22 protein-coding genes and 1 pseudogene are annotated in these 23,199 nt (G+C 42.8%); all 23 read right to left on the bottom strand.

Going from position 1 to position 23,199, the window contains the following annotated elements:
- On the bottom strand, positions 1 to 1,166 hold a 1,166-nt coding region (locus OHJ21_RS30445), incomplete at its 3' end, for a fibronectin type III domain-containing protein (RefSeq protein WP_486022077.1).
- Positions 1,167 to 1,223: 57 nt separating this feature from the next.
- Positions 1,224 to 2,012 (bottom strand): annotated as a pseudogene (locus tag OHJ21_RS30440) (fibronectin type III domain-containing protein); the annotation flags it as partial.
- 645 nt (positions 2,013 to 2,657) lie between these two features.
- Positions 2,658 to 3,758 carry a glycosyltransferase gene (locus OHJ21_RS30435; protein ID WP_394059529.1) on the bottom strand — a complete coding sequence of 367 codons (1,101 nt, stop codon included), beginning with the start codon at positions 3,756 to 3,758 and terminating at the stop codon, positions 2,658 to 2,660.
- Entirely contained in the window at positions 3,755 to 5,011 is a 1,257-nt protein-coding gene (gene fliB, locus OHJ21_RS30430; protein WP_100540921.1) for a flagellin lysine-N-methylase, read from the bottom strand. Before fliB ends, OHJ21_RS30435 begins: the two co-directional genes overlap by 4 nt.
- A 128-nt stretch (positions 5,012 to 5,139) precedes the next feature.
- Positions 5,140 to 8,295 (bottom strand): IPT/TIG domain-containing protein, encoded by a 3,156-nt coding sequence (locus tag OHJ21_RS30425; RefSeq protein ID WP_165789775.1) that lies wholly within the window; start codon positions 8,293 to 8,295, stop codon positions 5,140 to 5,142.
- 28 nt (positions 8,296 to 8,323) lie between these two features.
- Positions 8,324 to 8,647 carry a hypothetical protein gene (locus OHJ21_RS30420; RefSeq protein ID WP_100540923.1) on the bottom strand — a complete coding sequence of 108 codons (324 nt, stop codon included), beginning with the start codon at positions 8,645 to 8,647 and terminating at the stop codon, positions 8,324 to 8,326.
- Entirely contained in the window at positions 8,644 to 9,030 is a 387-nt protein-coding gene (gene fliS / locus OHJ21_RS30415; protein ID WP_243390980.1) for a flagellar export chaperone FliS, read from the bottom strand. The genes OHJ21_RS30420 and fliS overlap by 4 nt, the downstream gene beginning before the upstream one ends.
- 32 nt (positions 9,031 to 9,062) lie before the next feature.
- Positions 9,063 to 10,523, bottom strand: a complete 1,461-nt coding sequence (gene fliD, locus OHJ21_RS30410; RefSeq protein WP_100540924.1) for a flagellar filament capping protein FliD — start codon at positions 10,521 to 10,523, stop codon at positions 9,063 to 9,065.
- A 14-nt stretch (positions 10,524 to 10,537) separates the two neighbouring features.
- Positions 10,538 to 10,885: a flagellar protein FlaG gene (locus OHJ21_RS30405; RefSeq protein ID WP_165789776.1), complete on the bottom strand. Its 348-nt coding sequence runs from the start codon at positions 10,883 to 10,885 to the stop codon at positions 10,538 to 10,540.
- A gap of 70 nt (positions 10,886 to 10,955) precedes the next feature.
- The gene (locus OHJ21_RS30400; protein WP_100540926.1) at positions 10,956 to 11,798 is read right to left on the bottom strand and encodes a flagellin N-terminal helical domain-containing protein; all 843 of its coding nucleotides are present in this window, start codon (positions 11,796 to 11,798) and stop codon (positions 10,956 to 10,958) included.
- A 161-nt stretch (positions 11,799 to 11,959) separates the two neighbouring features.
- Entirely contained in the window at positions 11,960 to 12,196 is a 237-nt protein-coding gene (csrA, locus tag OHJ21_RS30395; protein WP_100540927.1) for a carbon storage regulator CsrA, read from the bottom strand.
- The gene (fliW, locus tag OHJ21_RS30390; protein ID WP_100540928.1) at positions 12,174 to 12,638 is read right to left on the bottom strand and encodes a flagellar assembly protein FliW; all 465 of its coding nucleotides are present in this window, start codon (positions 12,636 to 12,638) and stop codon (positions 12,174 to 12,176) included. Before fliW ends, csrA begins: the two co-directional genes overlap by 23 nt.
- Before the next feature lie 69 nt (positions 12,639 to 12,707).
- Positions 12,708 to 13,280, bottom strand: a complete 573-nt coding sequence (locus tag OHJ21_RS30385) for a DUF6470 family protein (protein WP_100540929.1) — start codon at positions 13,278 to 13,280, stop codon at positions 12,708 to 12,710.
- 14 nt (positions 13,281 to 13,294) lie between these two features.
- Complete coding sequence (flgL, locus tag OHJ21_RS30380; protein ID WP_100540930.1) at positions 13,295 to 14,188, bottom strand: flagellar hook-associated protein FlgL; 894 nt, start codon at positions 14,186 to 14,188, stop codon at positions 13,295 to 13,297.
- 13 nt (positions 14,189 to 14,201) lie between these two features.
- Positions 14,202 to 15,776, bottom strand: a complete 1,575-nt coding sequence (gene flgK, locus OHJ21_RS30375; RefSeq protein WP_100540931.1) for a flagellar hook-associated protein FlgK — start codon at positions 15,774 to 15,776, stop codon at positions 14,202 to 14,204.
- Between the two features lie 18 nt (positions 15,777 to 15,794).
- A complete protein-coding gene (locus OHJ21_RS30370) occupies positions 15,795 to 16,295 on the bottom strand; it encodes a flagellar protein FlgN (RefSeq protein WP_100540932.1) in 501 nt (166 codons plus the stop codon).
- Positions 16,292 to 16,588 (bottom strand): flagellar biosynthesis anti-sigma factor FlgM, encoded by a 297-nt coding sequence (gene flgM / locus OHJ21_RS30365; protein ID WP_006213058.1) that lies wholly within the window; start codon positions 16,586 to 16,588, stop codon positions 16,292 to 16,294. Before flgM ends, OHJ21_RS30370 begins: the two co-directional genes overlap by 4 nt.
- 87 nt (positions 16,589 to 16,675) lie before the next feature.
- Entirely contained in the window at positions 16,676 to 17,086 is a 411-nt protein-coding gene (locus tag OHJ21_RS30360) for a TIGR03826 family flagellar region protein (RefSeq protein WP_100540933.1), read from the bottom strand.
- 113 nt (positions 17,087 to 17,199) lie between these two features.
- Positions 17,200 to 17,907 (bottom strand): ComF family protein, encoded by a 708-nt coding sequence (locus OHJ21_RS30355; RefSeq protein ID WP_486022050.1) that lies wholly within the window; start codon positions 17,905 to 17,907, stop codon positions 17,200 to 17,202.
- 242 nt (positions 17,908 to 18,149) lie between these two features.
- Positions 18,150 to 20,045 (bottom strand): ATP-dependent helicase ComFA, encoded by a 1,896-nt coding sequence (locus OHJ21_RS30350; protein WP_100540935.1) that lies wholly within the window; start codon positions 20,043 to 20,045, stop codon positions 18,150 to 18,152.
- Positions 20,046 to 20,461: 416 nt separating this feature from the next.
- A complete protein-coding gene (locus OHJ21_RS30345; protein ID WP_100540936.1) occupies positions 20,462 to 20,884 on the bottom strand; it encodes a hypothetical protein in 423 nt (140 codons plus the stop codon).
- A gap of 404 nt (positions 20,885 to 21,288) precedes the next feature.
- Positions 21,289 to 22,011, bottom strand: a complete 723-nt coding sequence (locus tag OHJ21_RS30340) for a response regulator (RefSeq protein WP_071219809.1) — start codon at positions 22,009 to 22,011, stop codon at positions 21,289 to 21,291.
- A 4-nt stretch (positions 22,012 to 22,015) separates the two neighbouring features.
- Complete coding sequence (locus tag OHJ21_RS30335; RefSeq protein ID WP_009594214.1) at positions 22,016 to 23,170, bottom strand: sensor histidine kinase; 1,155 nt, start codon at positions 23,168 to 23,170, stop codon at positions 22,016 to 22,018.
- Positions 23,171 to 23,199 lie beyond the last annotated feature (29 nt).

The following is a 23,199-nucleotide window of genomic DNA, read 5'->3' as shown; positions in this document are numbered from 1 at the left end:
ACATCACTCTTTGCTCTCACCCGGTACTTATGCGTTGTCCCTGACGCCAGTCCTGTGTGGGTATAGCTCAACCCATTCGCCGATACGACCACTCCATCCGCTTCCACTTCGTAGGAAGTCGCTCCCGCTATCTCGGCCCAGTTTAGAGTGATTTCGGTGTCCGAAGGAACATTGGTGATTACTGGAGTCGACAGCAGCGTCTTCACCGTTGTTGCATCACTCCAGACGCCATCCCCACCTGCATTCTTCCCACGAACACGAATGGTATAATCTTGATCCGGTTGAAGGGAACTCAGTGTAGCTGTCGCCGTTGTTGGTGACGTCACAATCGTTCCGTTGCGTTCCACATCATATTTCGTTGCTCCCGATACCGCCGGCCAGCTTAATACGATTCGATTGCTGGTTGCGGTTCCTGTGATGACACCTGGCTTACTTGGAACCGTGTTTGCATTGACCACTGCACTCCACACGCTCACATTCGTGTCACTTTTTGCTCTGACTTTGTACGTATGCGCAGTTCCTGGATTTAAACCCGTATGGGTGTATCCAGTCCCAGTCACCGTTACCACCATGCCATCGGCTTCCACCTCATATGCTGTAGCACCTGCAATTTCTGCCCAGCTTAAGGTAATCTCCGTCTCTGCTGATGCTTTCGTGACAACCGGTGTTGCCAGCTGCGTCTTCACGACAATGCTGTCGCTCCAATCCCCATTGCCTCCGGTATTCTTCGCACGAACCCGAATCGTATAGTCCTGGTCCTGCTGCAATCCGGATAAGGTTGTTGATGCTCCGGTTGGGGATACAACCACAACCCCATTTCGCTCTACATCATAGCGGGTCGCTCCCGATACTGTCGGCCAGCTTAATACAATAGTTGTGCTGGTTGGTGCTCCTGTTACGACTCCTACTTTTCCTGGAACCGTATATGTCGTTACCACAGTACTCCAGTCACTGACATTCACATCACTCTTTGCTCTCACCCGGTACTTATGCGTTGTCCCTGACGCCAGTCCTGTGTGGGTATAGCTCAACCCATTCGCCGATACGACCACTCCATCCGCTTCCACTTCGTAGGAAGTCGCTCCCGCTATCTCGGCCCAGTTTAGAGTGATTTCGGTGTCCGAAGGAACATTGGTGATTACTGGAGTCGACAGCAGCGTCTTCACCGTTGCTGCATCACTCCAGACGCCAATATTAGTACCTTTCTTAGCCCGGACACGGATATCATAATCAGTATTAGGACTTAATCCATTTATTCTAGCAGTTGCACTGCTAACGCTTGTTTTTATTGCGCCATTCAACTCCACATCATAGGCTGTCGCACCACTTACTGGTGTCCAGCTTAATGTTATGCTGTTATAAAGCGAAGTTGTAGATATATCAAGAGGTTTACTAAATGGAATCGTAACCTTACCCTCAACGGACCAGTCACTTTCATTCCCAGCACTTACAGCTCTGACTTTATATACATACTCTTTGTTGGGTACGACATTATTCAAAATAAACTCGTTAGTATTTCCAACAGAAGTTGTTACTCCATCAATCTCAACCTCATATGAATTTGCACCATTAACTGCCTCCCAGTTAAGTTGAAGTGTCGATGAAGTTACAGTATGGGTTACTATAGGAGTTGTGAGTTTAGTCTTGTAATGAATATAATCGCTCCAAGGACCCTTTCCAATGCTATTTACTGCTCTTACGCGTACTTGCCCGCTAGTATCTGGCAATAGATCATTTAAGGTAATAGAATTTGAATTGTTGATAATTATATTACCGGCATGCTCAACTTCATACTCTATTCCGTATGGAATACTCCCCCAGCTGATAGTCACACTATCGCCCTTAGCCGTAGAGATGTTTAACTGCGGCTGTCCCGTGGGGGGCTGTAAATTAGTCGCTCCATCCTTAACTTCAAGAATTTCCGCCTTCTCTGCCCCACTATAGTAGTAGGGGTTCAACTTTGATACGAAATCAACAACTTGCCCATTGTCAGCATTAACAACAAGATACATATCACCGTCAAGTGGATATTCTTGATTGCCGTCATAATGCGTATATCGAGGCGTACTTAATCCAAATACATCTGTGAAATCAAATCTCCAACCCGTACCCCCATATGCAGGATCGGTAAATTGTGATACTGCATTGGACATGAGAACATGTCTTACATTTAGTAAAAACGCATTCGGTACTTCACCAGCGTATTTCGATTTGAAGCTTACAAAATTGACAGAGTCAAGTACACCAATGTCATTGATCAACTGGATGGTCTGAGTACGGCTAAATGATCCACCAACGTATGAGTTGTGAAGTTCACGTTTCCACGTTATACGGTTATTGTTGGTTATTTTCTGACCATTGACGTAGTACTGTCCAGTACCATCTTTAAGGAACACATGAGCGCCATCAGATGACATAAAGAGAATCTGCTCTCCTGCTGCATGTGTTTCTTTGATCCCTTGACAAGCGAATATTAAAACCAAAATAACTAAAAGCTTGCCCCAGTCTAAGAACTTCCTCATCCATGTTCCTTCCTTCCGATAATATAGGGAATATCATCCATTACATTAATAATTTCCCTCATACGGATTATCGGAAAGACATCAAAACAAATTAATAGTCTAATATATTATTTTTGGATAAGGATGGATGATCATCTAAACTAAGCGTTCATTTATTTTATCTAATGCAGGTGAGAAATTGTAAGTTGCACTCTTACTATAATATTCTAGCGCCAAGTTGTGGTCACCTAAAACTTCATAGTAAACTCCAAGATTATACAAAGCTCGATACGATCCCACTCCCTCCACCGTCTCGAAATCTCTAGACTTAACCTCTCCTAATTCATAACACATTTCAAACACTTCTTTTATTTCCTGAAACTTTTCAATGGCCCCTCTCTCTATCAATGAGACACCATATAGATAATATAAATCTGTATATTCTGGATAAAATTCAATAGCATCATTGATCAACATATCTAAACTCTCAAATTCTTTCTGGAACAATAAACAATATCCATATGAAAGAAACACAGTTGATACATACGAAGGTAATACTTGCACATTTGCTAATAATGTTAACGTGGATTCGAAATAATCGATAGCATCCTGATATCTCTTATTAACATAAAAGGTTTTTGCCATTTGATAGTTCAAATATGGAGAATCAGGTTCCGAAAGCAGTTGTTTTATTAATAAGTCTATATTTCTATCAATTTTCTTCTTGTTTTCAATCTCCTTGCTAGAGTAACCATAATGATGAATAATTAAATCTGTAAAAAACATTTGTTTGTGTTCCTGTCCCAAATGTAGCAATTGTTCATGAATTATCCCCGAATAACTATATTCTTTATTATTTGGAAAAATACGAACTACTTCTGAAATAACACAGCCTGTATCTATATGGTTTTTTAAAATTACTTTTGCTGGACTACTACTTTTATTAGAAATGTATTCACTGAGTACATTGAACGACTGATATTCAAGTACCTCATCAGCATCAATTACTAGAATATACGGTTGAGTTGCTAAACTTAAAGAGTAATTTCGGGCAACTGAAAAGTCATCATTCCATTTAAATTCGTGAAACTTAATATTCAACATTTCAAGAATTTTTTTCGTATTATCTTCAGAACCTGTATCCACAACTATAATCTCTTCAACAACTGGGAGTATGGACTTGATGCATTTTTCAACATGCTCGCATTCGTTTTTAACAATAATACACGCCGAAATTGGTAATTTTCCTTTATTCATAAAGCTGGATCCTTCATCATATGTTGTCTATCTTTCAGTAATGATGCTACATGTGCCAATGAAGTAAACCCATTTGAATCCATCATCTCCATGACATTATTCAAATAAGTGGCATTATGCTCTATTGACCGTACAAAGGATTGTATAATTTTGATCGCTAAATCTTGATTTAAACCTTTATAGTGACCAGAGATACCTATAAAATGCACTTTCAACATCGAAAAGATTATCGACATCTTTTTGTACTGTTTAAATATATCTCCACCATTAGGATGTGGAAACATACTTTCGAATATATAATTCACAACATAATTTTCAAAAATATACTCATTTTCCAAATAAAACGGCATAAAATAATTTTCGTAATTAAATAAGTAATTTTCCTCTAGATCTTCATACTTATATTCTTTCTGGTTTTCAAGTTTAAAACCTTTAACCATATCATTTAGACATTCAATATATCTATCGTTAGTTAGCCCTGCATTTTTTCGAATCGTAATTAACTTAATGATCGTCTGAATCTGAAGAGATATATTATCGTGTATTGTAGTTAATCTATTCATGTAATCTATATCGTTCATTTTATATCTAAATTCTTTAACTAATGATGGAATAGCCTCAAACTGTTGTTTAGATACGTGTTCTTGCATTTTATTAACAAATAACCCTAGTAAAATCAGTCTATCGCTTAATGGAACTTTGCGGTCTTGGACTACATCGATCGCAAATTCACGTACATCCCAAAATGAGTATTTCTCACTTGCAGTCCCTGCCAATCTACTCATCAATTGCCATTGCTCATTGATTTCCTCTTCTTTTCTTTCAAAATATATTCCTTCTGGATTTAACAGAGCAAGCCGTGCTGCCTCCGGACAAGATAATTTTGCAGATAATTCATATTCACGATCCCGCTTGTTAAACATTCTAGGATAGGTTGAGCATACTGGAGATAACATAGATTCTCCTAAATTCAACTGAATAGAACACAAATTGTTTTCTTCAAGCATTGGACAACGCTTATTCTCAACCATCTTGAAATAAGCATACTTGGAATCGCTGGATGAATCATTTTTTATACGTTTGATCCCTTTTTCTAGTTTTCCTTTAAGCTTCAGATTTTTAATATTTTTATAAGATTTATATGTCTTTTTATCTATGGTCACTTGCCAACCTATACAGCAGCTATCTTCACAAGCACTTCCGATACATGAAAATGAGTTCATGAATGTCGGCATTAGAACAATCTCTTTCATTTCTCTTTCCTCCCACGGTATACTGCTTTCTTTACACATATATCGTCTAATCTATTCCTTAATATTATAGTAGATAAAAAAAGGTATTATGGGATCAACTAGATCCCATAATACCTTACTCAAAGAATTTATTTATATTCAAAATTTACGGAGTTACTTACCTTCCCATCAGGGTTTACGACACTAACCTGAATGATACCAGGTGTTGGTGATGGAGGTACTGTTATTTTTAGACGGCTACTATTTACATATTGTGGAGTAATAATATTCCCACCAAAATCTATAGAAGCACCGTTTTGATAGGAGGATCCATCAATATACATTATATAACCGCCAGCTGTAGATCCACTCGTTACTGTAAGCTTGGTTATAGATGGTGCCGGTACTGGTGGGGGAGCATCGTAAGTAAATTGAGCCGCAGCATTTAACCCGGACGGATTCGTTAAGACGACCGGTACTGTTCCGGATACTGTTCCAGGAGGTGTAACAATCCGAATCCTAGTAGCATTTACATATGTAAATGCTAGAGGCTGACCATTAAATGAAACAGTCAATGCTGGGTCGAAATTTGTACCATCCACATATACCGAAGTATTTCCTGCCAATGGTCCATTGGATGGGGTCAATTTACTAATTGTAATTTGTGGTTCTTCATAGGTAAAGCCATTAGGTAATGTATTTGATTGCCCATCAGGGTTAATAATCGTTACATCAACCGGACCAGCTGTTGTTGATGCAGGTACACGAACCTTAACTCTAGAAGCACTAACATAAGAATATAAATTAAGCTCAACGGACCCAAAAATCACCTTGGCATTTTTTTGGAAATCCGAGCCATTTATATCAATAATATAATTGCCTGCCTTTGACCCAGAGTTTGGAGATATCGTTGTTATGGCCGGTGCCGGAATAATAATTGGTGGATCATATGAATAACCATTCAATTTTTCCGCTGAATTTTGGTCTGGATTAACTACCTTTACATTTACGTATCCTTCTACAATTGCAGCTGGGGCGGTAATCTGTAATCTGCTTGCACTAACAAACTTAGTTTCTATCTCCTGATCATTAAAGTATACCTTTGCCCCATCTTTATAATTTTGCCCATCAACATATACTCTATTTCCACCAGCAAAAGGACCATTACCAGGTAAGATAGAAGTTATGACGGGATCGGGTTCAGGAGGCGGAGTTAAGTATTCAAAGCCCTCATTCTTAACCGAAGATTGTTGATCTGGATTAATGATCGTTACATTTACCCTTCCAGGTACCGTCCACTGAGGAGTTATAACTCGTACTCTTGTTTCGTTAACAAATGTTACATTCGTAAGTTCGGTATCATTAAAAAATACTTTTACACCATTTTGAAAATTCAATCCATCAACAAAAACAGAATCCCCACCTATAAGTTTCCCTTCTGCTGGAGTTATTTTTACGATTGTTGGAGCTGGTGGCGGTGGTGGAGCAATATAGGTATAAGCAAGAGGTAAAATTACCGAGTAGCCATCAGGGCTTTCAACTCTAATATCGACTGTTCCTGCATCTGTTCGGGATGGCGCTGTAACTAACATCTTCACGATACTAGAATATTTATAATCAGATCCCTCAATGTCACCAAAGAAAACCTTTGTACCAGGTTGAATCAAGGTACCATTGACTGCTATCGTCTCTCCACCTTTTGTGGATCCTTGGTTTGGAGTAATAGAAGTAACCGTCATCTTTGGGGGTTCGTTGTAAGTAAATGACTGTGGTAAGCTAGCACTTCTCCCATCGGGATTTTCAACTATGACATCGACAATTCCAGGTTCAACCCCAGCCGGAGTCACTGCAGAGAGATACCCACTATGGTTAAACGTAACCATTGGAGAATAGCTTTCGCCAAATTTCACTTTAGCATCTTTTAAGAAAGAACTGCCCCTAATCTGAACAGTTGTGTTGCCATCAAGCGGTCCATTATTAGGTGAAATCAATGTGATCACTGGGTCATCATAATACGTATAACTATCAATAGCAGTCTGTCCATCAGTATTAATAAGTTTCAGTTCTGCGATACCTTGATATCCTGGAGGAACAATTGCTTTAACCTCGTTTGGACTGATGTACTGTACCTGGGAAGAATAGGTTCCTGCAAATGAAACTTTAGGGTTGTCTCTAAAATGTTCTCCTCTGATGGTAATCATATCCCCACCAGTTACCTTACCCTCACTAGGTTCAACAGAAGTAATAACCGGAGTTGGATATGTCACCGTAACATTGGGATTAGGTATGATCGTTCTCTTGGATGCGCCAGCATAATCCTTATATGTAATTTCGGAGCCTGTTGCATTAACAGGGAGTACACCCACGCTACTTCCAGTTTTGTGTCTGATTTTATAGGAGAAAGATAGTGTATCTAACTTTAGCTCTAAAAATCTCCAAGTTAAAGTGTTACCCTCAATAGTTGGCCGAGGTATGTTATGATTATAGGAGTCTGGGACAATTTCAAAATTACTTGAAATCGTATCCTTAACAACAACATCATATGCACTAGCAAGTCCAATTTCCCTTACGATAGCTGCATATATTTCAGATAAGCCCACGGAGCCCAGGACAAAATGATGATGGTGTGAAGTTGTAGCCATGTCCATTAGGAGCTTATTAGGTCCACTCGTATCTGGATTATCATTAGCTCCAAGTAGGGCAATGGTATAGAAAACAATTCCTGCTTCTTTTGCTTCATTGGCTTTATCTAATGCATATTGATACGGATTGGACGATGGGATTGTAGCATCCCCATCAGTAAGAAGGACAATTACTGGTTGCGCACCTTCACGATGGTTTTGCAATATCTCCTTAGCCTTAACAATTGCATCGCCTGTAGCTGTACCTCCTCTGGCATTAATAGTAGAGATGTAACTCTTGGCTGCGGCGGGGTCAGCAGTTAAATCAAACTGATTTGATGAATCACTGTAATCAACTATTCCTACTCGATGTTTAGTGAAATCCATCAAATCGATAAATCCTTTTGCAGCACTCTTGGCGTGCTCCATTTTTTCTGTCCCCATACTACCCGATCTATCAATGATAAGTACAACGTCATTAGGCAACACCACATTAACTGGGGGAGTTCCCGTAATATCCAGTTTTACTTCAACTTCTTCCCCTTCCAGTATCTTTGTAGGAGATACCGTTTTTGTTACTGTTACGTAATTATCAGCTGCATATGTTTGTAATGGTTGAACAGCAATCCCAGTTACAAAAATAATCATAACAAGCAAACTGATGAACCAGCGCTTATGATTCATATAAGCCCTCCTAATCATTTAAAATATTTCATCCTTTTTGATCGATATAAAAAGCATCATAGTTATATCTAGAAGAAGTATAATCTACATTTTTCGAACGATTCATCGCTATCTTTTTTCGAGAAACTATGTCAGTTAACTTGATATTCATTTCATATACCTGAGAGCAAAGAGCCTTCCATTCTTCTGAATTATGGATTTCATCCGAAATATCCAGATGAGTTAGCTTTTGAAAAAGCATCTCTATCTGTTCCATGTCATCCATATAAGAACTTACAGTAAAACCGTTGATATGTTTCTCGTACAACTCTTTCAAATTTCTTAAAATTTCAAACGCAGTTTTCTCCCTCATTGGGCTGTCTCACTTTTAACTATCTGTAAAGCCTGTTTCCAAGTACTGACCATGCCCTTTGAAAACTCAATTACTTCATCAATGACTTCTATTTCTCTACCTACTATAAAGTCATTCACTCTTCTCAGATAGTAATCGTATAACCGGTATAATTGATTAGATAAATCATACTCCATATTGAGGGTAACCATGAGTTCCAAGATAATTGCTCGAGAACGATGTAAATTCTCTCTGCATTGATCGAGATCGTTATTTACAAATTGATGTTTAGATAGGTTTAATCTACGATACAATTCCTCATATAAAATAAGAGTAAGCTCACCTGGACTTGCAGTTTCCACCTTTACTTTCTGATATTGAAGTTGATAATTCTGCTTGATCATTGTTATTCTCCTCAATATATAAGCTTAATCAATTATCCCAGTTGTTGAGATAACCACGAACCTTGGCTGTTTAGCTGTTGAATTGCCTTTTCCATTGCTGTGAACTGCTTATAATAGCGTGTTTCTATTCTCTCAAGCCTATCATCCATCGATAAAATTTTTGAATTTAGATCCTTTAACAGATTACCATAATAACTATTATCAACGGCTTCACTATTAGTTCCGTTACCAATTTTTTTAGAAATCTTGGAACTTTGGGTTTGTAGCGTCTGATATATCCGGTCTGCAAAACCAGTTTGAGCGAAACGCTCTTTAGGATTCGATTTATCTGCAGTAGGTACTTGTGTAAATAAATTAACTATCTCTTCAGGGTGATCAATAATCGCTTGTTCTAATTTAGATTCATCTATCTTCAATTTACCAAGCTCGGTAACCCCGCCATCCAAAAAAGATTTAAAATCAATGCCTATATCGCTTAGTGATTTAAATGAACCGGTAGATTCAAGCCCTTGCGCCAAAGCATTTCTAAGCGAATAAATTGTCTCTTCAATAATGCTATCATTTCTCAACAAACCACTTTTGGCTTTTGACTCCCATAGTTCGATTTGCTTTTCGGTCATTCCTGATTTCTCTTCATCTGTTAATGGCTTGTAGTCCCTAAACAATGTTTCCGATGTCTTACTACGAAGTTTATCTATAGTATCATTATAAAGGTTCACAAAGTCCATTATCGTATTCTTAACAGCAGAGATATCTTTTGACACATTGACAACAACTGGGCTTGAAGATATTCCCTTGAGTGAAAGTGAAACCCCATCTAGTTCCAAGTTGTTATTTGAAATCGATATAGATTGTCCATTAACGAGAACTTCTGCATTATTCCCTTTATTTACAACTCCACTAGCAAAGCCTAATGCAGCTGTATCACCTGTCAACTCGATCTCTGATTTTTCCCCCATAGTCTCCGATACTAGTGTTATCCTATTGTTCTTAGTATCATAGCTTGCACGGACGCCCAACCCTGAATTGTTAATCTCATTTAGAACCGATTTTATTGTCTTCGATCCTAATTGAATATCCTTGTCAGTAGTTCCATTTGAGATCGTTATGGTTCCATTGGCTAGAATGGTTTCATCAAATTTCGTACCAACTGGCAATTCATCGCCGATCAATGTTGCAGATGTAGCAAGTTTATTAACTTGAACACTATAAGACGCTGCTTTTGCCCCGGATTGAACAGTAGCACTCACAACTGACTCATTACTTGATGATGCACTTAATTTGGAAAAATTAGTCGAAAATCTCAATTTATCTGCAGAATTCATTAACTGAGATAGTGTTTTATTTACATTGCGATACTCATCTCTTGACCAAATCAAAGATTGTTTCTTTTGATACAGTTTTTGTGCAGGCAATTTTTCAGCTCTCATTAAATCCGTTACGATTTTATCGATGTCCATACCTGATGCCATTCCACTTATCCTGATTGTCATCTCTAATGCACCCCCTATATCTTATAGTCAGTAAAAATGCCCGCAAGTTCACAGAGATTGTAAACTAAATCCACTAACTTTTCAGGTGGAATCTCTTTAAGTATCTCATGAGTATCTGAATTGATAACCTTAATCATCATTTGGTTTGTCCCTTCATGAAAAGAGACTTTCAATTCAGTATTGTTATCCTTTAATACCTTATTGGCTTTTGTTATTAACTCCTCAAATCCCTTTTCACTCATATGAATCCGGGTACGATCTTGATGTATAGGTGTAAGCAACGCTACCGATTCTACTCCTGCTGGCACTGGTACTCGATCCTGAATGAAAGGAAGTACAGAAACGTCATTACCTACTTTCATCATTCAGCTCTCCTTAGGATAAATATAGAAAAACCGGCCGGATTATCCGGCCGGCCTCATACGACTAAAATTATCTAAGCAGTTGCAAGATACCTTGTGGCTGTTGGTTAGCCTGTGCCAACATCGCAGTCGCAGCTTGAGTAAGGATGTTGTTCTTAGTGAAATCACTCATCTCTTTAGCCATATCTACATCACGGATACGAGATTCTGCTGCTTGAAGGTTCTCGGCTGTTGTACCCAAATTGTTAACCGTATGCTCCAGACGGTTCTGAACAGCACCAAGACCTGAACGAATTTCAGAAACTTCATCGATAGTCTTTTGAACTTTAGTCAAGTTCACTTTTACTTCATCATTCAATGTATCTGCGTCAGTGATCGTTGTAAGATCTTTCAAATCTTTAATTGTTAGGTCAGCAACCTGCGCAGATTTCAGAGTAAGAGTTATAGTGTCACCTTCGTTAGCTCCGACCTGGAACTCCAGATCTTTAGCATCAACAGCTGTCGTCAACAATTCTCTACCATTGAACTTAGTTTGAGTAGCAATACTATCGATTTGTTCAGTCAATTGCCCAATCTCATCCTGGATTTTCTTAGCATCCGAAGTAGTCAATGTTTCATTTGCTGCTTGGGTATACAGTTCACCCATACGTTGCAACATGGAATGAGTTTCATTAAGTGCACCTTCTGCCACTTGGATCATAGAAATACCATCCAGTGCGTTGCGGCTTGCTTGCTCTAAACCACGAACTTGGTTACGCATTTTTTCGGAGATTGCCAATCCAGCAGCATCATCAGCAGCACGGTTAATACGGTAACCGGAAGAGAGCTTTTCCAAGTTCTTAGCAGAACTATTATTGTTGAAAGTCAACTGACGCTGAGTGTTGTAAGAACTGATATTGTGGTTAATACGCATAATATAATTCCTCCTTGGAATGTGTTGGTGATTAGCATCCTTGCTTCACCCTATTTGTGATCGAGACATAGCATGCGGCCGTCACTGCCATGCCTTTCGACCCATATTATAGTTATCGGCATGATACTATATTTGTTTATAGCAAACTGAAATTTTTATTATTATTTTTTCAGCGGTGATGTAATCTTTTGTAGAATTGAATGAACATCATCATTAATTTCTATGGCCTCTTTGTTTTGGCGTTGTATCGCATCATAGATTTCTTCTCTGTATATCATAACATTAGACGGCGCTTCTAAGCCTATTCTAACCTGATCACCGCTAACTTCGATTACAGAAAGAACAATATTATCGTTAATAATAATTTTCTGTCCTTTACTTCTCGATAGGATCAACATGTTCACTCTCTCCTTTCACCTCAACTGCTAGTGAGTGTCGAGTGGAATATCTCCCATTATCTAAAACGACCTGTGCTGCCAGTTTATTTTGTTCGTTCATTAATAGCGGAGCCTTAAGGTTACATGTTATATCGTTTGCAGATCTTACCGTAACAATAACTCTAATACTAACATCCTTTTCGTTTTCAATCCCTAGAACATCAATCCAATGAGAATCAAGTTGAAATTCATAATCCGAGAAAAATAAAAATGGATCTACTATAACAAATGTCAAATCTTCGTCTTCTATAGATTGAAGATATTCAAACGGTCCTGATTCTTCTTGGAATAGTACATACCTTGATAAGTTAGAGAAGCCTAATATCGGTCTTGTAAAAGTTATGATTTGTTTCTCATAATCTATTAGCTTTACTTGACCAAATCTTTTTGTATTTACGATCATTTTATTACCTCCTAGTTCAAAAATAGCAATAGCTATAATGAACTTAAAGTTCATTATAGCTATGAATCGCTACACAACTGCGTCAAGTTGCTGCCCTGAAACTGACAAAAATATAAAATTCTGACTAATTAAATATGGATTAACCTTACCAGGATAATAATCAATAACCGGTCTATGAACTTCTGGTTGGAATGTCACTCCCCCTGGAATGTAATGCATTTGGATTTGTCCAGGTGTATAGGTAATATCAACGTTATCATACCCCGGCTCTCCAGCAATCTCAATTGGCCGTTCTTTAAATGCATTCTGTCGAGCAAGATCAGAAAATACATTGCCATTTTCATGGATAGCCATCATCCGGTCTCCATTTTGTGCTATCTCGGCTATGTTTTGCATAGAAATCTGTAAGGAGGCTTGTGCAATTCGATCTGTAACCTCCTCGAATCTCGCTTTACCTAAAGCAGACCAGGCTTTACGAGAGTCGATCTCGAGTTTCCCCTTCACACTTTCAATCTCGATTGAAACATGCTTCTGACTCATATTTAATGAAGGTCTTGGTTGTTCTATGCTTTGCTGACCTCTTGTCGTTTGAAGACCCAACTTTGAATACCCTTGTTGGATTTGAATCTGAGGAAACTGCATTTATACCCCCCGTCTCATCTTAAAAAATCAAGAAGACTTGGTCGTATTATACGTGCCATCGTATCCAAGGAAGCTTGATATATACTTTCAGAGGTTTTTAGATCAATGATTACTTTCGAAATGTCTGCATCCTCCACTTTAGATTGAAGATCCATATAATTTATATTCAGATCTCCAAGCCTACTTAATGTGAATTCCAATCGATTTTGTTTACCACCTATCTCTGATTGGGCTGTAATAACAGTTTCCAAATTATTCTGGAGGGACGGTATAGCCTTCTGAATTTCTGTAGTATCGTTTGCTAACAGCGCCTTTTTGAAATTATCTACCACTGCATATATACCCGATGGATCACCATAAGCACCAAATACTTGCTCCCCTAGCGTGTTTACAGATACGGTTATCCCTGCACCAACCTGATACTTAACCTCACCTTGGTCCAAAGTATAGGCTGTTTGTGACGGATCATCTGGAAATGGTTTTTGGTCGATTCGATCCCCATTAAAAATATACTTCCCTTTAAATTGAGAGTTACCGAGTGAAACAAGCTGTTCATATAATTCTTCGACTTCCTCAGCAATATTTTTACGGGCATCAGCTGGCACGGTATCAGTCCCACCTTGGACCGCAAGATCAGCCAACCGCTGTATAATCTGTGTTGTCTCGGTTAGAACCGTATCGCCATACTTAAGCCACGAGTCTGCATCCTCCGCATTTTGCTCAAACTGCGTTGTTGCAGTGATTTGGCCACGGTATTGGAGCGCACTGGCTACACCCACCGGATCGTCGGAAGGACGATTAATCCGGCGCTGGGTCATCATTTGTTCCTGGTATTTATCCAGTCTGCGATAGTTGCCTTGCAGGCCGCTCATCATGGAGCTAGTCATCATAGATTGAGTAATGCGCATGATTTATACCTCCCTATCTTCCGACGATGCCGGTACCATTGATTAATTTGTCCAACATCTCATCAATGGTAGTGACCACACGTGAGGATGCGCTATAAGCATGTTGGAAGCGGATCAGATCCGACATTTCTTCATCAAGTGATACACTGCTAATCGATAGACGGAGTGTATCTGCATGCTCAACCAACAACGTGCCGTTCTCCACCATCTTATTGGCATTGCTGCTGTCCGTACCCAATTTGGAAATAACAGACTGCAGGTATCCTTCAAAGTTCGTGATGTCCGTTACTGAACCACTGTTGTTATTCGGATTGAAGTTAAACGTACGTTCTGACAGTTGCGCAATCAGAAGCGCCATGCCGCCGTTCCCTTTCAGAACCACCTCGGAGGTCGTACCATTCGTCGGATCAGTCTTCATTTCTGTCCGCAGGGAAGCCCCGATGTTCTTCAGATCGGATTGGATCGTCTGGCTTAGTCTCATATTCCCAGCGGTAATTGGCCCGCCGTTAGCAGATACAAAGAAGTCGCCACCGGTGGTGGCCGGCTCATTGAGGGTATAACCCAGCTTATGTAATCCGTTGAGGCCATCAACCGTATGCTTCACATCCTGAGCAAGCTTGCGAGGATTATTTGCATCCATAACGGCATTCGGAATGTTCACGCCTGGCGGAAGAATCGTTCCAGCCGGCAGGGTCACTTCCACTTTGCCTGTAGCCAGTGTGTTCGCCATAATGTTTAACTGGGCGATATATCCTTGAACATGCACATCACGAGAGGTCACATAACCGGCGATCTCCCCGCCGGTCAATGCGCCGGCAATCGCATTCGTAATTGGCGTAAACGCCATATCATCAACCACGACCTGATTGCCAAACGTCACTTGATAAACGTCACCGGTCTCCGTTACATTTACGTTCCCTAGCAATGATAACTGATCAACGAGTAAATCCCGCTTATCGCGCAAATCGTTTGCGTTATCGCCAAGCCCTTCGATCCGCTTAATACTCTGAGTCAACTCCGCTACTTGCTCAATATAGTTGTTAGCTTCCGCTACCTTAGTGTCGATGCGAGAAGTCAGGTTACTGCTGAGGGTATCCAATTGGGAGTAGATATGGTTAAACGTCTCCGTCAATGCGATTGCTTTCTGCTGAACCGCCATTCGGGCGGACAAGTCGGTGTCGCTTGGATTCTTGCTCAGCGTCTGCCAAGCTGTCCAGAATTCCGCAATACTTGCGCTCAAGCTGCTGTCCGAAGGCTCGTTAAAAATCCCCTCAATATTAGAAAGCGTCTCTTGCTGAACGCTCCATGTCGACAAATTCGTGTTCTGATTGCGGTATTCGATATCCAATAAAAAGTCCCGTACCCGCTGAATGCTCTCCGCTTCTACGCCCATCCCAAGCTGACCTGCAGCCTGGGATCGCTGCATTCCTGGAAAAGCAATCGGATTCGATGCAACCAGGCGGGTAGTCTGACGAGAATACCCCGGCGTATTGGCGTTCGTAACGTTATGACCAGCTGTATTAAGCGCAGCTTGCTGGGCGATCAAGCCCCTCTTTCCGATTTCGAGCAAATGAAATGTGGATCTCATCTACATTTTCCTTTCTGCTTATGCCCTGGTATCAAACATGCTTCGGCCTTTGCCCGCCGGATTCTGATGTTTCGGATGCTGATAGAGCAAATCATCCTCCGGACGACTGACTAACAAATTCAAACTGTAATCAATGAACGCTAGGGATTGCTCAATTAGCTCCCGGTTAATCGCATTCAGCTCTTTGAGTTCTATGAGCCTGTCCATTAATTGCTGCTGCACATCCTGCAGTTCTGTTTTTTCCTCAGGGTTAAATACAAGACGAGTCATTTCAGTAACCGTCAGCTGAAGCTGGGAGCGGATGCCCTTCTCACGCAAAAAATCATCTGCGGCACCTTGACGCAGCGCTTCCGTTTCCGCCACCTGCTTCAGCAGGCGGTTCTCCTTGGTCATGACCGCTGTAAGACGTTCCACATCATTATCCAAAATGGCTTGCCTTTTATCTTTCCCTGCCTCTATGAGCTGCTGATGCAGCTCATCCTGACGCTTCATATATTCGATTATAGACCTAGCACTCACTTGGACTCACCTGATTTATTGTAGGATTGAAAATACGGGAGTAATTTGTCTGCCAAACGGTCGACTGGTACTTCATAAGTACCATTAGCTACAGATTCCTTCAAACGCTGAATTTTCTCCGCGCGTTCCGGATCCTGTACTTTACTCTGTGCACTCAGTTCCATCGCCTCCGGGGAGATTGATACTTCATCCTTGCGGCGTTTCTTCTTATCGATATGCTGCATCTCCCGAGATTCAATATTCCGTTGATACGAATTGATGCCGTTCACACGTCCCGATTCGTTAATCTTCACGCCCTATTCACCTCACTTAAAATAAAAGACCGATAAGCTTTACTAAGTTTATCGGCCGGATATGAAACATTGTTAATAGTTCAAAAGTTAGTATTTGCGCAGTTTATCGACTGCACTATAAGTCTCTCTGTCTTTTCTGGACCCAGGCTGATTTTCCTGGTCGCCAGCAGTCGCCTGCCTTAGCTCCCTCGTTAATCGCGTTCGACAAGATTCGCACATATTGCTCTCGCGAATCAACGTTCCGCACACTTCGCAAGGATATGCCAGGTTTGGCGCGTTCGCAATCGAGATCCGGCCTTCCTTGATGAACTTCGTAATTTGCCGCACAGATACTTCCGTAGCCTCAGATACCTCATGAATCGTTGCACCTTTTTGCTCACGAAGAAAGGTTGCGCATTTCTCATATTCTTTCTCAATAACCTTCATGCATTCAGGACACAATTCCCGAATATTCACCGTATATAACTTGCCGCACCGAGGGCAATTCCCCAGATTCATGCTCAACAACCTCCATGCCACATAGAACCTTTGATACCCCTAGATTACATTATCTTAGGCCATACGTCTATCATTCGGTAACAGAATCCACACATTTTTCCTATTTTAATCATTTACGAACGAGCCCAGGTTAAACTATAGATCTCGATGTGCATTTCCACAATGGATTCATATCTCCGCAAAACCTGAGAACAAGCCTTAATCGTACTCCCGGTTGTGTAGATATCATCAATCAAAAGTATACGGAATGGTCCTTTAATTGGCGATGTCTCCACTTGGGAACGAGTATGCTCTGCGGCCTGCCTACTTATAGACCTCAGCACATCGGGTACAGCCTGCAACGCACCAAAAACACCATCCATATCCTTCAGCCGGTCCATCCGGCTCTTAAAACTCTGTTTATCCGTGTGACGGTTACGTTCCAGCAGCCGAACACAAGGCACCTTAATTCTATGCGCAAGCCCCTGTGCGAGCACCTCTGCTTGATTGAACCCCCTTTCCTGAAGTCTTTCCTCACTGACCGGAACCGAAGTGACGACATGTACACTCCATGGTGTGTTGCTAGAATTGTGCGACCCCTTATTGCGTAAATGGATGTTCGCTTCCCGATGAAGCATTGCGTATGCCCGTAGCATCATTTCTATCAAAAGTGGAGCATAACGCTCATTCCCCCTATATTTGTACTGGGCCAACCACTCTCTCATCTGCACATCATAGTTAACCGCACTCCGATTCAAAATAAAGCACCGCTCGTTCATGCCTGATCGAATACAGTCGGGACAGCCAATCCCCCGCCCGCATCGTAGACATTTGGGTTTCATGATCCATGGGATATTCCGATAACAGGCATGGCATATTCCCGGAAGTTCCCGGGTGAATGAACCTGTTTTTCCACAAGTGAGGCAGGTTTCGTCAATCGGTTTAAGCAAACGATGCATATGCCCGAGCAGATGGCTAAAGACCTTTGATATCAAATATGCTCCTTCCTTTCTCAGAGAGGTAGATTAAAGAACAACACTCAACCGGAAAATAAGACTACAAAACACTGTTATGTCATCACTATTCATTCAACAATTCCTGAACTGAGCCGTAAATACCCGCCTTTACGCGCGATTCTGTTCATCGCTTTGATTTGCCGGACTGCCGAGCTTTGGCTCCGAGTCCATTGAAGTGCAGCAAATACCACTCGTCCTGCCGGATCATCCTTGGATCGACCCGCGCGGCCAGCCATTTGAATTAATGCAGCTTCATCAAAAAGCTCACTGTCTGCATCCAAAATGAACACGTCACTCTTAGGAACCGTTACCCCGCGCTCGAGTATGGTCGTTGTCACGAGCAAGCGAATCTCACGGTTACGAAAGGACATCACTTTGCTTGCCCTTTCCGGATCGATGGATGAAGTCCCTTCAATCGGCATATTGGCAATGGCCTTGCGAAGCAGCTCCAGAATAGGATCAATATGCTTGATGCGGGAAACGAACAGGAACACTTGAGCACCACGGGAAAGAGATGTGCCTAGACTACGAACCAAGAGTGGGGGAAGCTTTTTTTCCTGTAGATAGCGGTTTACCGTCAAAATTTTCAGCTTTTGTGGTACGGGTAACGGATGACCATGGAAGCGTGCGGGGACTTTGGCATGTGGCAATCGGCCTGCAGCTGCCTCACGCTGTAACGGCGTTGGCGGAGTGGCTGACAGGTAGATATACTTACCTCCTATTTTGCAAGCGCCTTTGGCCGCGTAATCCAGCATCGGATCATTATGATAAGGGAATGCATCAATCTCGTCGATCACGACCAGGTCAAAAGCTCTCTTGAAACGCAGCAGCTGATGCGTTGTTGCCAATGTGATGGTCCCCCGCTTCCATCGATCCGGACTTCCCCCGTATAACGTGACCACCGTCTCCTCGGGAAAAGCTTTAGATAAACGTGGTGCCAGCTCCAGCACCACGTCCCGTCTTGGCGCGGCAACCAGCACGCGCCCACCCGCATCCAGAATAGACTGCAGCAGCGGAAAGATCATTTCGGTCTTTCCGGCACCGGTCACCGCCCAGATGAGAAACCGGGCGGGCCCCGCGGAGCCCCCTGCGGGCGGCTCCGCCAAAAACCGCAGCGCAGCGCCAGCGGCGGCGCTCTGCGCTGCGCTAAGCCCCCACCGGCCCAAGGCCTCGGTGGGGGAACCCCCGGCCGTGCCCCGCACGGCCGATCCTGCTGCGCCATGCAGCAGCAGGGCACAGGCGCGGCTGCGCCCCATCGCGAGGCAGGCCTCGCAATAGACGCAAGCCGCCGAGCCGCACGCGGCGCATGCCGTGCGGCTTCGGGCCTCGCTGCCGCATCGTCGGCAGCGAGGGGCCATGGCCCGGCGGCGGAGCCAGCCGGGCGCACCCCGCGGGGCAGGCTTTGCCAGCCCCGCTTCCAATCGCAGGCGGCCCAGCAGGACGCCAAGCTGAGCCGCAGAGCGCCAGTCGCCGGTGTCCCCGGCGACCTCCGCCAACAAGGCCTCGACCTCGCCGGCAAGCAGGGCTCGTCCTGCCATGCACTGAATCAGCAGCTCTGCCTGCTGCATCGACAAAGCCCAACCCTCTACCACGTTCCTCTTTTCGATAAAGGAATTTATATACGATCCGTCCAACAGCTGAATCTCCGTCAACAAAACACTCCATTGCGATCTGCTTCCTTCAGGCTCTTCGAGTAAAAACGGACTTAAGCTCTGGTACAAATACTTTTGCCAATCCGATTTCCCCCACTGATCCATGTCATGGTTGGATCGGAATCTCTCTTGAATGACTACGGCCCATCCTAGGGGAACCTGTGTTGATAACAGCACCAATGAGCAAGCGCGCTCGTTCTCATCCGTCCATCTGTTCACTCCACACCACCATTGAAAATCCACCTGCATTTCCAGCGAGAGACAACACTTCCATTTCTCTAATGTTCGAATGGCATATATGGCAATCCGCATGACATCAACTCCAATTTCGAGACATATAAGCTGTGGTACGTTATTAGGCACATGTTCCAAGATTTTATATCTACAACTTACCAACTCCATGCTGAGACCACTACACTACGAAATAGATCCTTCTCACGGAGTCCTATGTTGAAACCTGTCATAACCACTCTTGCTGGCTTATTCCCACATCAACTGGGCGGGTACAAGTACCACTGCAAAAGATGGGGAATTAGACGGAACCAAGCTCGGAGTCGACTGTAGGTGGTTCAGCTGTAGACAAAACAAGAACAAACACATTTGGATATTGGAAAGCTGCCCTACTCCCCAGAAATGCAAAAAACACACCCCTCGCTTACGCTAGGAGTGTGCCTCACACCTTTAACAATATGAATACGATCCTGGTAACCAAAACAACTTGCAGATGTTTATCCCTGTACATATGGAATCCGAACAGCCTCCATCGGGTTTCTTAGATCGATCCGTATCACTTCTTCTTCATTCTGATCTGCATCCTTTTCCCGTGATGCCGAATCATCGAACTTCCAAGTCCCATATACCAATTCAATTCCAGACAAATGAGTCAATCTCTGGACAATTTTCAGTGTATCATCGTACGACTGATCATCAAGGACGGTGACACGCACGCGCGTCCCGCTTAGCAGGGCATACCATGAAAGGGCTCTCAAATGCCATTCCACCTGCCGCTCATGGTTGGACGTGATCAGCACGTAATGCCTGCGCCGCCCCGTACCTTCACCGGCTCTTCTGAGATGACGGGCATGCACGATATGAACCAGAATAACAGCAATCCCGTACACCGCGAGTATCCACAGCAATTGGGCAACCATGAGACTCACCTCCTTCTCTTATCAACAATATATGCTGATCGGGAGGGGACGGTGACAGTGATGTAACCAGGGCCCACACGGAACTTAATGGGAACGGCTCAAACACCATAAGAAGAACATCTATCGGGGCGTACCTTCACAAAAGACTGATCGCCTTTTGAAATATGTTTTATTGCGACATGGATAAAACCCACTTCGTAGTTTATACGTGCTGATATCTTAAGAAGAGCATCATCGGTTTCCTTTCACGAAAGACAGACAGCGTTTCGAATTATGTTTTCTTGCGATTATGGAGTTTGTTCAGCTTCGCTGAAAATTTATAAACTCTATAATCATAACAAAAAGGAACCGCCCTTGGCAGTTCCCTCCCTATGTAAGACGCGTCCGTGCATTCGGATCGGCGATTACAACGTCACCCAGCCATATTTGATCGAGTTGATAACCGCTTGCGTACGGTCGTCCACTTCCATCTTCTGCAAAATGCTGCTGACGTGGTTTTTTACAGTTTTTTCACTAATGAACAGGTACTCCCCTATCATCTTGTTGCTCTTGCCTTCAGCCATTAGTCTAAGCACTTCCGCTTCGCGCCTTGTCAATGGGTTATTCTCGCCTGCCACAAACTTGACTCCAGCCTCACGCGAACCGCTCTCAGCCATAGCGCCTGCTTCGTTTACATAAGTCATCCGGCGGAGCTGTTGAATGAGCTTACCCGTAACTTTCGGATGGATAAATGCATATCCCTCATGTACCGAACGAATCGCATTAATCAGTGACTCGGCTTCCATATCCTTCAGGAGGTAACCGTTCGCTCCCTTACGGAGCGTTTCAAACACATAACTTTCATCGTCATGAATCGACAGAATGATAACTTTGATTTCAGGAAACATTTCACGTAGTTTCTCAGTTGCTTGAACGCCATTTTCGGTAGGCATGTTGATATCCATCAGCACGATATCCGGCTTCACTTCATTACAGAACTCAAGTACTTGAATTCCATCGCCGCATTCACCGATTACGTCAATGTCGTCCTCCATATTCAGTATACGCTTCAGACCCTCCCTAAACAGCTGGTGGTCATCCGCTAATAATACTTTTATAATCGTGTTCTCTTTTTCCAAATGTTCCATCCGATTACTCCTTTCTCTTTTCTACGTTCGTCGGGATATGAATCACGATCTTGGTTCCTTGATTCTCAGCGGAATCGATCTCCATTCTCCCTTCGAGCAGCTCAACCCTCTCCCGCATGCCAATTAACCCAAAGTGGTCCTTGCTTTTCTGCTCCAGCAAATCGACATTGAATCCCAGGCCATTGTCCTGTACAACGATTTTGACCAATTGCGCCTGGTACGTGATTTCAACAAGCACATAAGTCGGGTAAGCATGTTTTGCAGCATTCGAAAGTGCTTCCTGCACCAACCGGTAGATGGCAGCCTCCATCGCAGAAGAGAGACGATGCTCTTTTCCCCGTGTCTCGAAGATCGTGCGGATTTTCGATTTCTCTTCATAATCATGCACGTATTTACGCAGTGTGGGGATTAATCCTAGATCATCGAGTGCCATTGGACGCAGATTAAAAATGACTTTTCGCATTTCCTCCAAGCTCGATCGAACCTGGCCCTTCAAATCTACTATTTCGTCCTGCACCATCTTAAATTCCTGCTTTGCGAGCATTCTTTCTACAATTTCCGTCCTAAGAACCAGATTCGCCAGCAATTGTGCAGGTCCATCATGAATCTCTCTGGAAATGCGTTTCCGTTCCTCTTCTTGCGCCAAAATAATTTTGAGACCAATGACCTGTCTGTTTTTCGCAGATTCGATGATTCGGGATACCTGCCCCAGCTCTCCGGACAAGTATTCCAATACCACGCCCATCTGAGATCCGATCGATTCTGCACGCTCCACGGAGTTCTCGACATTACGAACCCGCTTCTGCAGCTCATCTCGTCTTGCCTTCAGATACATTTCCTTCTCCCGGTAGATCATGAGGTCAAGCTGAAGCTGCGTCGCTTTCTCATACGCCTGCTTGATGTCCTCTTCCTTGTACCGGACAAAATCCCGGCTGACCTCGGTCAGCCGGATCCGGGAACGGCGGTAGTTCAGCTCTAGCTGGTCTACCTTCTCTAAGGTTTCCGTCGTTTCTTTTAATGTCCGCTGCAGTTCATGATTGAGAGACGCGAGCTCCTGCCGCGACGCCTCCAATATTTCGAACATTTGGTATTTGCTGTCCTCCATCACTTTGATGGCATTTTTTATGACACGGTCGATGGCATCGGCTTGATAATCCACGCACTCTACTCCATTTCTAACGTTTCATA

This window comes from Virgibacillus sp. LDC1, from assembly GCF_025792345.1.
Lineage (GTDB): Bacteria > Bacillota > Bacilli > Paenibacillales > Paenibacillaceae > Paenibacillus_AQ > Paenibacillus_AQ lautus.
This window is presented reverse-complemented; position numbering and strand designations above follow the sequence as displayed.